Origin of the sequence: Amycolatopsis sp. NPDC049691 (assembly GCF_040675005.1) — a bacterium.
GTDB lineage: Bacteria > Actinomycetota > Actinomycetes > Mycobacteriales > Pseudonocardiaceae > Amycolatopsis.
In genome coordinates this window covers 19,770-30,841 of the sequence record NZ_JBFANX010000041.1, presented here as the reverse complement: position 1 = coordinate 30,841, position 11,072 = coordinate 19,770, and the positions used below count along the sequence as shown (strand labels likewise).

Annotated in this window: 10 protein-coding genes, 1 tRNA gene and 1 pseudogene; 5 read left to right on the top strand and 7 right to left on the bottom strand. The window is 70.2% G+C overall.

The genetic code is table 11. The features are described from left to right. From AB0J40_RS46740 to aceE, 3 genes and pseudogenes are all read right to left on the bottom strand, one after another. Window positions 1-122: pseudogene (locus AB0J40_RS46740) on the bottom strand (IS481 family transposase); the annotation flags it as partial. Window positions 123-247: 125 nt separating this feature from the next. Beyond that, window positions 248-1,459 carry an alpha-hydroxy acid oxidase gene (locus tag AB0J40_RS46735; RefSeq protein ID WP_364467012.1) on the bottom strand — a complete coding sequence of 404 codons (1,212 nt, stop codon included), beginning with the start codon at window positions 1,457-1,459 and terminating at the stop codon, window positions 248-250. 84 nt (window positions 1,460-1,543) lie between these two features. After that, window positions 1,544-4,339 (bottom strand): pyruvate dehydrogenase (acetyl-transferring), homodimeric type, encoded by a 2,796-nt coding sequence (gene aceE, locus AB0J40_RS46730; protein WP_364467008.1) that lies wholly within the window; start codon window positions 4,337-4,339, stop codon window positions 1,544-1,546. 417 nt (window positions 4,340-4,756) lie between these two features. Here aceE and AB0J40_RS46725 point away from each other — a divergent pair, with 417 nt between their 5' ends. The 3 genes from AB0J40_RS46725 (at window position 4,757) to AB0J40_RS46715 (ending at window position 5,839) form a co-directional block, all read left to right on the top strand. Beyond that, a complete protein-coding gene (locus AB0J40_RS46725; RefSeq protein ID WP_364467006.1) occupies window positions 4,757-5,188 on the top strand; it encodes a DUF3052 domain-containing protein in 432 nt (143 codons plus the stop codon). Between the two features lie 72 nt (window positions 5,189-5,260). Then, on the top strand, window positions 5,261-5,725 hold the full coding sequence (locus AB0J40_RS46720) for a peroxiredoxin (protein ID WP_364467004.1): 465 nt from the start codon (window positions 5,261-5,263) through the stop codon (window positions 5,723-5,725). Between the two features lie 39 nt (window positions 5,726-5,764). Continuing rightward, window positions 5,765-5,839, top strand: a tRNA-Val gene (locus AB0J40_RS46715). Between the two features lie 18 nt (window positions 5,840-5,857). On the opposite strand, the gene AB0J40_RS46710 is transcribed toward AB0J40_RS46715, so the two are convergent. Together AB0J40_RS46710 and AB0J40_RS46705 are read right to left on the bottom strand one after the other, a co-directional pair. Further along, window positions 5,858-6,790, bottom strand: coding sequence for a hypothetical protein (locus tag AB0J40_RS46710; protein WP_364467003.1), 933 nt, complete (start codon window positions 6,788-6,790; stop codon window positions 5,858-5,860). Between the two features lie 124 nt (window positions 6,791-6,914). Next, a complete protein-coding gene (locus tag AB0J40_RS46705; RefSeq protein ID WP_364467001.1) occupies window positions 6,915-8,354 on the bottom strand; it encodes an MFS transporter in 1,440 nt (479 codons plus the stop codon). Between the two features lie 259 nt (window positions 8,355-8,613). Between AB0J40_RS46705 and AB0J40_RS46700 the strand changes: the two genes are divergently transcribed. Continuing rightward, a complete protein-coding gene (locus AB0J40_RS46700; RefSeq protein WP_364467000.1) occupies window positions 8,614-9,483 on the top strand; it encodes a hypothetical protein in 870 nt (289 codons plus the stop codon). Window positions 9,484-9,525: 42 nt separating this feature from the next. Here the strand turns inward: AB0J40_RS46700 and AB0J40_RS46695 are convergent, their stop codons facing one another. Continuing rightward, window positions 9,526-10,020 (bottom strand): carboxymuconolactone decarboxylase family protein, encoded by a 495-nt coding sequence (locus AB0J40_RS46695; RefSeq protein ID WP_364467010.1) that lies wholly within the window; start codon window positions 10,018-10,020, stop codon window positions 9,526-9,528. A gap of 125 nt (window positions 10,021-10,145) precedes the next feature. On the opposite strand from AB0J40_RS46695, the gene AB0J40_RS46690 reads away from it, so the two are divergent. Next, on the top strand, window positions 10,146-10,610 hold the full coding sequence (locus AB0J40_RS46690; RefSeq protein ID WP_364466998.1) for a MarR family winged helix-turn-helix transcriptional regulator: 465 nt from the start codon (window positions 10,146-10,148) through the stop codon (window positions 10,608-10,610). Here the strand turns inward: AB0J40_RS46690 and AB0J40_RS46685 are convergent. Then, a complete protein-coding gene (locus tag AB0J40_RS46685; protein ID WP_364466996.1) occupies window positions 10,607-11,023 on the bottom strand; it encodes a cupin domain-containing protein in 417 nt (138 codons plus the stop codon). The genes AB0J40_RS46690 and AB0J40_RS46685 overlap by 4 nt on opposite strands. Window positions 11,024-11,072: the final 49 nt, after the last annotated feature.

Sequence of the window (11,072 nt, the reverse complement as noted above, 5' to 3'; positions counted from 1 at the left end):
GCGGTCTTGGCAGCGACCATGAACATCTTCGCTGCTGCGGCGCAGCTCCAGCCCTCTTCGACGATCAGGCGGGCAAGTCGGAGTCGGGTGCGTGGGGTCAGGGTGGCGTTAGGGTGGGACATGAAGGCCTCCGGTCGGTGAAGCGGTTCCTAGACAGCTCCACTTCACATCCGGAGGCCTTCACCTGTCTGTGCGACAGGCCGCCACCAGTCACCTCAACTCGGGACAACGTCCCTGAACATCACATCTAACGCAGCGTGGCGTGGCTCGGCGTCAGGTCCTTCAGCGTCCGGACGCCGAGCAGCTGCATCGTGCGGACCATCTCCGTCCGCAGGATGTCGACGCACCGCTGGACACCGCGCTCGCCGCCGGCCATCAGGCCGTACAGGAACGCGCGGCCGATCAGCACGGCGTCGGCGCCGCGGGCGATGGCCGCGACGATGTCGCCGCCCGACAGGATGCCCGTGTCGATCCAGACCTCGGCGCCGCCCTGGATCTCGTCCAGCACCGCGGGCAGCAGCTCCAGGGGCGTCGGGGCGCGGTCGAGCTGGCGGCCGCCGTGGTTGGACAGCAGGACGGCGTCCGCGCCGTGTTTCACGACGTCACGGGCGTCGTCGACGTTCTGCACGCCCTTCACCACGAGCTTCCCCGGCCAGGTCTGGCGCACCCAGTCGAGGTCGTCGAAGTTGAGCGTCGGGTCGAACAGCTTGTTCAGCAGCTCGGCGACCGTGCCGTCGAAGTGGCTGAGCGAGGCGAAGTTCAGCGGCTCGGTGGTGAGCAGGTTGAACCACCAGGCCGGGTGCATCGCGCCGTCGAGGAACGTCTTGAGCGTCAGCGCCGGCGGGATGGTCAGGCCGTTGCGGACATCGCGCAGGCGCGCCCCGCCGACTGGGGTGTCCACGGTCAGCATCAGCGTGTCGTAGCCGGCCGCCCACGCTCGATTCATCAGATCTTCGCCGGCGCCGTGGTCGCGCCAGACGTAGAGCTGGAACCACTTGCGGGCCTCGGGCGCCGCCGCGGCGAGATCCTCGATCGACGTCGTCGCCATCGTCGACAGGCCCATCGGGATGCCGTTGCGCTGCGCGACGCGGCCGACGGCGGCCTCGCCCTCGTGGTTCATCATCCGGGTGAACCCGGTGGGGGCGAAGGCGAACGGCAGCGCCGAGGTCTTCCCGAGGATCTCCCGCGTGGTGTCCACATCGGACACTCCGCGCAGCACGTTCGGGTGGAACTCGATCCGGCGGTAGGCCTGCCGGGCGCGGCGCAGGCTGTCTTCGAGCTCGGCCGCGCCGTCGGTGTAGTCGAACGCCGCCCGCGGGGTGCGCTTGCGGGCGATCATCCGCAGGTCCGCGATGGTGTGGGCGTTCGCCAGCCGCCGTTCGGTCGGGTTCAGCACGATCGGCTTCGGCCGCAGGATCTGCTTCAGCTCGTCCGGTTTCGGCAGCCGGCGCTTCGTCACCTTCATCAACTCCCTTGCACAGCCTGCACGGCGAACAGGACCCGGCAGACATCAGATGTCTGCCGGGTCCTTTCTAGCACCAGGTCACGCGTTCCCGGCGTCGGACGTCTGCGGCCCGGCGGCCGCGATGTCGTCGAGCCGGTACTTCGTGGCCGCTTCGAGGACCTTCGCCTGGTCGACCTCGCCGCGCTTGGCGAGGATCGACAGGGCGCCGACCGTGATCGACTCGGCGTCGACCAGGAACTTCCGCCGCGCGGCGGGCCGGGTGTCGGAGAAGCCGAAGCCGTCCGTGCCCAGCGTCAGCATGTCGGTCGGGACGTACGGGCGGATCAGGTCCGGCACCGCGCGCATCCAGTCCGACACCGCCACGACCGGCCCGTTCGCGCCCTTGAGCGCCTCGGTGACGTACGGCACGCGCGGCTCGCTGCCCGGGTAGAGCAGGTTGTCGTGGTCGATCTCGACGGCCTCGCGCCGCAGCTCGGTCCACGACGTCGCCGACCACACCGCGGCCCGCACGCCCCACTCCTCGGCCAGCAGCTTCTGCGCCTTGAGCGCGTCCGGCATCGTGACGCCCGAGACGAGGATCTGCACCTCCGGACCGTCGCCCTCCGGGGCGTCGGCGTACTTGTACAGACCCTTCAGCAGGCCGTCGACGTCGAGGTTCTCCGGCTCGGCGGGCTGCTGGTACGGCTCGTTGTAGATCGTCATGTAGTAGAAGACGTTCTCGCCGTTGCCGTCCGGGCCGGTCTCGCCGTACATCCGGCGCAGGCCGTCCTTCACGATGTGCGCGATCTCGAACGACCACGCCGGGTCGTAGGCCACCGCGGCCGGGTTGGTCGCCGCCAGCAGCAGCGAGTGCCCGTCCGCGTGCTGCAGGCCCTCACCGGTCAGCGTGGTGCGGCCGGCGGTGGCGCCGAGGACGAACCCGCGGGCCATCTGGTCGGCGGCCGCGTAGAGGCCGTCACCGGTGCGCTGGAACCCGAACATCGAGTAGAAGATGTAGATCGGGATCATCGGCTCGCCGTGCGTCGCGTACGACGTGCCGACGGCGGTGAACGACGCGGTGGAGCCCGCCTCGTTGATGCCCTCGTGCAGCAGCTGGCCCTTCTCGGACTCCTTGTAGGCCAGCATCAGGCTCGCGTCGACCGAGGTGTACGTCTGGCCGTGCGGGTTGTAGATCTTGGCCGTCGGGAACATCGAGTCGAGGCCGAAGGTGCGGGCCTCGTCCGGGATGATCGGGACGACCCGCTTGCCGATCTCGGAGTCCTTCGCCAGCTCGCGGACTAGCCGGACGAACGCCATCGTCGTGGCGACCTCCTGCTTGCCGGAGCCCTTCCGGATGCCCTCGTAGACCTTGTCGCCGGGCAGGACCAGCGCCTTCGCGGCCTTCGGGCGGCGTTCCGGCAGGAAGCCGCCGAGCGCCTTGCGGCGGCCGATCATGTACTCGATCTCGGGCGAGTTCGCGCCCGGGTGGTAGTACGGCGGCAGCTTCGGATCGCGCTCGAGCTCCTCGTCGCTGATCGGGATCCGCTGCGAGTCGCGGAACAGCTTCAGGTCGTCGAGGGTGAGCTTCTTCATCTGGTGCGTGGCGTTGCGGCCCTCGAACGCCGGGCCCAGGCCGTAGCCCTTGATGGTGTGGGCCAGGATCACCGTCGGCTGGCCGTGGTGCTCCAGCGCCGACTTGTAGGCCGCGTAGACCTTGCGGTAGTCGTGGCCGCCGCGCTTGAGGTTCCAGATGTCGGCGTCGGAGAGGTCCTTGACCAGGTCCTTCGTCCGCGGGTCGCGGCCGAAGAAGTGCTCGCGGACGAAGGCGCCGTCGTTGGCCTTGTACGTCTGGTAGTCGCCGTCCGGCGTGACGTTCATCAGGTTGACCAGCGCGCCGTCGCGGTCGGCGTGCAGCAGCGAGTCCCACTCGCGGCCCCAGATGACCTTGATGACGTTCCAGCCGGCGCCGCGGAAGTACGACTCCAGCTCCTGGATGATCTTGCCGTTGCCGCGCACCGGGCCGTCGAGCCGCTGCAGGTTGCAGTTGATCACGAAGGTCAGGTTGTCGAGGCCCTCGCCGGCGGCCACGTGGATGAGGCCGCGGGACTCGGCCTCGTCCATCTCGCCGTCGCCGAGGAACGCCCAGACGTGCTGGTCGTCGGTGTTCTTGATGCCGCGGTCGCGCAGGTAGCGGTTGAACCGGGCCTGGTAGATGGCGTTCATCGGGCCGAGGCCCATCGACACCGTCGGGTTCTCCCAGAACTCCGGCATCAGCCGCGGGTGCGGGTACGACGGCAGGCCGCCGCCCTCGCCGGCGTGGCTGTACTCCTGGCGGAAGCCGTCGAGCTGCGACTCGGAGAGGCGCCCCTCGAGGAACGCGCGGGCGTAGATGCCGGGGGAGGCGTGGCCCTGGATGTAGATCTGGTCGCCGCCGCCGGAGTGGTCCTTGCCGCGGAAGAAGTGGTTGAAGCCCACTTCGTAGAGCGCGGCGGACGAGGCGTAGGTCGAGATGTGACCGCCGACACCGACGCCGGGGCGCTGCGCGCGGTGCACCATGATCGCCGCGTTCCACCGGATCCACGCGCGGTAGCGGCGCTCGATGTCCTCGTCACCGGGGAACCAGGGTTCGTTCTCGGTGGGGATGGTGTTGACGTAGTCCGTCGAGGTCAGCGCCGGGACGCCGACGTTCCGCTCCCGGGCGCGCTCGAGGATGCGCAGCATCAGGTACCTGGCCCGCTGCTGCCCGCCCCTCGCGAGGGCCTCGTCGAAGGAGTCCAGCCACTCGGCGGTCTCCTCCGGGTCGATGTCGGGCAGGTGCGCCGCCAGTCCGTCACGGATGACGCGTACGCGTGCCGGGGTCTCCTTGCCGGAGGCGCCGTCGTTCTGCGGGGCCAAGGGGTCTCCTTGCGAAAAGTTGTAGCCGGTGGTGCTCGTACTCGGGGGTGTACGACTCTCCATCGTCGTCTTCCGTCCCGGCTTCCGCACCGCTACTTGGCGGTAACATCGGCCGACCCGGTCGAGCCACTCCCCGCGCGCGGTGTATCGCGCGCGCGTTTTCTTCTCCCCCACCCTAGGGGACGGCACCCGATGGGGTGGCAGACCGGTCTCGCGAGGCACCCGAAACGCTCTCGCGGAGGCCCGGTCGCGGGCCGTATCCTGCGACACGAGTTGTCAAAGATCCGGTGTGGACGGTTGCGCGCGGAGCCCTACCAGTGTTCGCTATCGGCAACCGGGTCGCCGAGTGTGGCGCCGCCGTACCCTCTCGGGGGTGCTCGGGCGCCACACTCCGTCGTAGTTGGAGGAGTGAAAGCAGTGGTCGCCGCGGGAGACGCTGATCAGAGCAGCGTCGCCGAGAGGCTCGGCATCAAGCCCGAGATGGTGGTCCAGGAGATCGGCTGGGACGAGGACGTCGACGACGACGTCCGCGCGGCGATCGAGGAGCAGATCGGCGGGGACATCCTCGACGAGGACGCCGACGAGGTCATCGACGTGGTGCTGCTCTGGTGGCGCGAGGACGACGGCGACCTGGGCGACGCGCTCATCGACGCCAGGGGCCCCCTGGAGGAGACCGGCGTCATCTGGGTGCTGACCCCCAAGACGGGGCAGCCGGGACACGTCGAGCCGAGCGAGATCGCCGAAGCCGTGCCGGCCGTCGGACTGGCCCAGACCGCCAACATCAGCGTCGGCGCGAACTGGATCGGGACACGCCTGGTCTCCCCGAAGTCGAAGTCCAAGCAGCGCTGAACAGGTCCCGCCCGGCTGACACGATAGGGTTGTCGTCGCAGGCACGTGTCCGTACGGGAGAGGAAACGCGGTATGACCGTCGAGGTCGGTTCTGAGGCCCCTGACTTCACGCTCAACGACTACAACAAGCAGCCCGTGCAGCTGTCGTCCTTCCGGGGCGACAAGCCGGTCCTGCTGGTCTTCTACCCGTTCGCGTTCAGCGGCATCTGCACCGGCGAGCTGTGCCAGCTCCGCGACGAGTTCGCGGACTACGACGGCAAGGGCGTCCAGGTGCTGGGCGTCTCGGTCGACACGCCGTTCTCGCTGAAGGCGTGGGCCGAGAAGGAGGGCTACCAGTTCCCGCTGCTGTCCGACTTCTGGCCGCACGGCGAGGTGGCCAAGGCGTACGGGGTGTTCAACTCCGACGCCGGCCTGGCCGTGCGCGGGACGTTCCTGATCGACACGTCCGGCGTCGTGCGGTTCGCCGAGGTCAACGCACCGGGCGAGGCGCGCGACCAGCAGGGCTGGAAGAAGGCCGTGGCCGAACTGACGGCCTGAGTTTCCCCGGCGGCGGTTCGTTCAGGGCCGCCGCCGCCCGGGCGCATAGCTCAGCGGAAGAGCACTCGGCTTACACCCGAGCGGTCGCAGGTTCGAACCCTGCTGCGCCCACCACATCATCCGCCGTGTAGCTCATTCCTGGACCGGCGCCTGGGCCGGGGGTTGAGGCGAAGGCGGAGGCGGCTGCGGTGTCGGCGCCTGGGGGCTGGTCGTCGTCAATTCGTTGAACCTCTTGACGTAGTCCTTGAAGCTCGAGTCGGGGCCGGAGAGTGACACACTCCACCGGATTTCCCGGGCCAGCACGTCGAGCTTGTCGGCGATCAGTTTCGCGTTGGCGTAGGACTCGCTGGTCTTGAGGGTCGTGGCCAACGAGGTGAGGGCGGCCCCGACCACGGCGAGAATGGCGAAGACCGTCTTCAGCGTGCCTGAGGCAGACGACAGGCCGGTGACGCCCGAACCTCCGGCGAACAGGGCGGTCAGGAAGCCCAGGGTGTAGTTGACCTGGGCCCACCGTCTCGCCGACCGGTGGTAGGTCCTCGCCGCTGCCACCACGTCGCGGTGGAGACCGGCGAGGTTCGGGTCTTCGGGCGGTTCCTCGGGTTCGGCGGCAGGGGGCTTCGTGCGTCTTGCCGGCCCGCGGGTCGACAGCTCGGCGGCGGCCAGGATGGCTACGACGCCCAGGGACTCGAGAACCAGCACGAAGATCCAGACCGGCGTCCGGAGCGAGACGGACGCTCCGAGGAACGCCGCGAGGATCAGGCCGGCCCAGCCCACCGCCCGCACGCCGACGACCGACTGGTCGGGTTTCCCGCCGTCGTCCGGTGCTCGGGTGCGCCCGCGGAGCCGGAACGCCGTGTAGAGCACCGCGACGAACGCGAGGAGCGGCCCCGCTCCCAGTACGACCCAGGTCGTCCAGGGGAAGTCCAGGCTGAACTGGGCTCGCCCCGAAACGATCGACGACGTCACGATCAACAGCGTGATCACGACCGGGGACAGCGCAGCCGAGAGCAGCGGCGATGCCGGGCGTCGATCTTCCTCGGGTCCCTTGGGGTTCACGTCGGTCATCGGTGCTCCTCCTGACTCGGTCGGTAACCACCGGACTCGCATTCGGTCGTACGTCCGTTACGACGTCCGGACGCAGGTGTCGGCATCGTTACCGAGCGGAGCGGTGCCCCGAGACCTTCCGGTGTCAGCCCGCCAGCGCCGGCTCCGGCGCCTTCGTGCGGCTCATCGTCCGCACCAGCAGCGCGAGCCCGGCGAACAGCGCCGCCGCGATCACGCCCGTCACGTTCAACGCCGTCGTGAACGCGTCGCGAGCCTGGTCCGCCACCTCCGGGCGGGCGACGTCGGCCGCAAGCGTCGTTCCGGCCGGGAACGCCCCGTGGTACACCGCCGTCGCCGTCAAGCCGATCAACGCCAGGCCCAGAGAGCCGCCCAGGTAGTTGCCCGTGTCCGCCATCGAGGCCGCCGAGCCCGCGCGCTCCGGCTCCACCGCTCCCATCACCAAGCCGATGCCCAGCGCGAACAGCGGGCCCGTGCCCAGCGTCAGCACCGCGATGCCCACCATGACCAGCCCGGCACCGTCGGTCAGGGCCACCAGCACGCCGCCCGCCGAGGAGACCAGCAAGCCGCCCGCGATCGCCGTTGCCGGGGGCAGCCAGCGGGTCAGGGACGGTGCCGCCATCGTCCCTGCCGCGACGCCCAGGCCCATCGGCGCGAACAGGATCGCCGAGGTCAGTGGCGAATACCCCAGGACGCTCTGCAGGTACTGCGTCACGAGCAGGCCGACACCGGCCATCGCCACGCCCGCGAACACCAGCGCGACCAGCACCGCCGTGAACGGCCGGTTCCGGAACAGCCGCAGGTCCAGCAGCGGCGTCGACGTCCGGAGCTGCCGCCGCGCGAAGACGGCGCCCAACGCGACCCCCGCGACGATCGCGCCCAGCGGCACCGCCACCTCGCCGGCCGCCAGCTGCTTCAGGCCGAACACGATCAGCAGCACCGCGGCCAGCGACAGCCCCACCCCGGCGAAGTCGAGCCGGCCGGACGCGGGGGCGCGGAACTCCGGCAGCAGGACCGGGCCGGCGACCAGCAGGACGGCGATCGCCGGGACGGCCACCAGGAAGACCGACCCCCAAGGGAAGTGCTGGAGCAGGAAACCGGCGAACACCGGACCCGCCGCGCCGCCCGCGAACTGGCACGTCGCCCAGATCGAGATGGCCCGCCCGCGCTGCCGGTCGTCGCGGAACATGTTGGTGATCAGGGCGAGCGTCGAGGGCATCAGCGTCGCGCCGGCGACGCCGAGCGCGCCGCGGACCACGATGAGCATCTCCGGGCTCGTCGAGAACGCGGCGACGACCGAGAGCACCCCGAAGGCGCCGCCGCCGACGAGCAGCAGCCGTCGCCGCCCGATCCGGTCGCCGAGGGTGCCCATCGTGATCACGAACCCGGCGACGACGAAGCCGTAGCTGTCGGTGATCCACAGCTGCTCGGTGGCGCTCGCCCCGAGGCCGGCGCTCAGCTGCGGCAGCGCGAGGAACAGCGAGGTCATGTCCATCGCGACGAGCAGGGTGGGCAGCACGAGCACCGCCAGTCCCAGCCACTCACGCCGCCCGGCGAGGTTCTCCATGTCGACTCCTTCTCGGTGGTTGGTCACCCCGTGGTCGGAGCGGCGGGGGCGGACCGGACACGGGCCGCGGAACTTTTTCCGGCGGCCGTCGTGTCCCACCCGCCGGGATTCTTGTCGGTATCCGATGGACGACCGGAAAATCGTTGGCAGAAAAGGAAGAACTCCCGATCGGGCGTAACGGAAGTATGGGTGCCACCGACAAGCGGATCGGCAAGTGACCAACTCACCCGAGGGGGAACCTGTGAAGGGTTCAGGGTTTTTGAAGCGAGCCGCCGCCGTCGTGGCGGTGCCGGTGCTCGCCGTGCTCGTGGGGGCCGTGCCGGCGCAGGCGCAGACGGTCGCTTCGGGTTCGCTGTCGTTCAGCGGCGACCCGGGCGACTGGATCAGCGGGGGCGGCACCTACGCCTACTCGACGGACGCGAAGGACCGGCTCACCGTCAACGCGACGGAGGACCACAACCACATCTCCGTGAGCGTCAGCGGGTTCAACAGCGACTGGTGGTCGCTCGACCTGGCCGCGCCCAGCGGCACGGGTCTCGTCGCCGGCACCTACGACGGCGCGACCCGCTGGCCCTTCCAGGGGGCCGGCGCGCCGGGGCTGGACCTGTCCGGCAACGGCCGGGGCTGCAACACCCTGACCGGCACGTTCACCGTCCAGAACCTCGTCTTCGGGCCGAAGGGCTACGTCCAGACGCTCGACGCGACCTTCGAGCAGCACTGCGAGGGCGGCGCGACCGCCGCTCGCGGTGAGGTGCACATCGCGAACCCGACGGCGCCGCCGGAGCTCGGGATCGGGCTGAAGGTGGCGACGGACGGCACCGCGAGCACGCTCAACGGCAACGCGTACCTGCACGGCACCGTGGACTGCACCGCCGCGGCGAAGGTCACGCTCAGCGGGACGGCGACGCAGGTCAAGCACAACGTCATCATCCGCGGCAACTACTCGGCCCAGGCCGACTGCACGCCGGGTGCCCCGGTGCCGTGGACGGCGGTCGCGGTGCCGGCGGGCACCACGCCGTTCCAGAAGGGGAAGGCGGAGGTCGTCACCCAGGCGACCGCGCTCGACCCGGTCTACAACTCCAACGTCTCGGTCGACGACACCAGCGTCGTCACCTTGGTGAAGGGCTGACCCACCGGTCGTGGGGCCGCCACCGCGGCAGCCCCACGACCGTCAGGCCGCGTGCCACTCGTGCGCGGCGAACGCCTCGTCCAGCGGGGCGCCGGTGAGCCGGTTCGCGAACGTCGACAGCGTGTACGTCCCGATCCCGAGCACCACCTCCAGCGCGTTCCGGGTCGTGTAGCCGGCCTCGGTGAACGCCGCCAGCTCCGCGGGCGGGACGTCGCCCGTCGTGTCCAGCACCGCGTGCACGAACTCCCGCAGTGCCTCCAGCCGCGGCGAAGGCAACGGCGACTGCGCTCGCAGCGCCGCCACCAGTTCCGGCGCGGCGGACATGCCCAGCAGCGAAGCCGTGTGCATCGCCACGCACAGGTGACACCCGTTGCGGGCCGCCACCGTCATGACCAGGACCTCGCGGTCCAGCGCCGGCAGCGTCGTGGCTTCGAAGATCGCGTTGAGCTTGAGGAAGCCGTTCAGCAGCTCCGGCGACGTCGCCAGGCGGGCGACCGCCGACGGGACGCGGCCGAACTTCTTCGCGGTGGCCGCCATCGCCGGGCGGGCGGCCGGGGGTGCAGACTCCGGGGTGTGATCGGGGAACAAGACGTCTCCAGACGTAGGATCGACAACGTGGTTGTCGAAACCGTAAACCTGGTTGTCGAAAAGAGCAAGGGGCGATGACCGGCACGCCCGGCTACGAGCTGCCCTTCCTGCTCTTCGGTGGCTTCCGCACGCTCATCGACCGCCTCCACGCCGAGCTCGCGCGGCGCGGGCACCCGGACGTGCGGCCGTCGTACGGCTTCGCGATGCAGGCCATCGGCGTCCAGGGCGCGACGGCGTCGGAGATCGGCCGCCGGCTCGGCGTCTCGAAGCAGGCGGCGGGCAAGACGGTCGAACGGCTCGAGGCGCTCGGGTACGCCGAACGCGCCGACGACCCGGACGACGCGCGCCGCAAGATCGTGCGGCTCACCGACCACGGCGTCGACGCGCTGAGGAAGTCCGCGGAGATCTTCGACGACCTGCGCGACGACTGGGCGCGCACGGTCGGCGCCGAGCGCATCGCCGCCCTCGAAACCGACCTGCGCGCGGTCGTCGGGCCCGCCGCGTACCGGCTGGACGCGGCGGGCTGGTTCAGCAGCTAGAACCCGCAGCCCGGGTCGGGCGCGTCCTCCGACAGCGGGCTGCCCGCCGGGAGCACGTACAGGACTTCGAGCACCAGCGGCGTCGACCCGAGGTTGCGGCCGATGTGCACCTGGTCGGGCTTCTCGGTGAACGCGCGCCCGGTGCCGAAGACGCCGTCGATGCTGCAGTCGGCGAGGTTGTGCGTCAGCGTCCCGGACTTCACGTACGCGTAGAGCGTGCCGTCGTGGAAGTGCCAGCCGGTGTAGCCGCCGGGCTGGACGGTGATCTCCCGCAGCGTGTAGTCGGTGTGGCCGATGGTCTTCTGGGCCAGGATCGTGCCGGTGACGCCGCTGCCGGGCGTCGCGGACGCCGTGGCGGGCAGCAGCACGGCGGCCGCGATCGCGGCCAGGGTGACAGTGATCAGCTTGCGCATGCGGAAAAGCTACCGCGAAACGGAGTGCCCGAGAGGGCAGAGATCCGGG

Bases quoted from the DNA above. Each gene is read 5' to 3' on its own strand.
- AB0J40_RS46720 (WP_364467004.1), top strand. From the start codon at position 5,261: ATGACCGTCGAGGTCGGTTCTGAGGCCCCTGACTTCACGCTCAACGAC.
- AB0J40_RS46690 (WP_364466998.1), top strand. From the start codon at position 10,146: ATGACCGGCACGCCCGGCTACGAGCTGCCCTTCCTGCTCTTCGGTGGC.
- AB0J40_RS46685 (WP_364466996.1), bottom strand. From the start codon at position 11,023: ATGCGCAAGCTGATCACTGTCACCCTGGCCGCGATCGCGGCCGCCGTG.
- AB0J40_RS46705 (WP_364467001.1), bottom strand. From the start codon at position 8,354: ATGGAGAACCTCGCCGGGCGGCGTGAGTGGCTGGGACTGGCGGTGCTC.
- AB0J40_RS46710 (WP_364467003.1), bottom strand. From the start codon at position 6,790: ATGACCGACGTGAACCCCAAGGGACCCGAGGAAGATCGACGCCCGGCA.
- AB0J40_RS46695 (WP_364467010.1), bottom strand. From the start codon at position 10,020: ATGGCGGCCACCGCGAAGAAGTTCGGCCGCGTCCCGTCGGCGGTCGCC.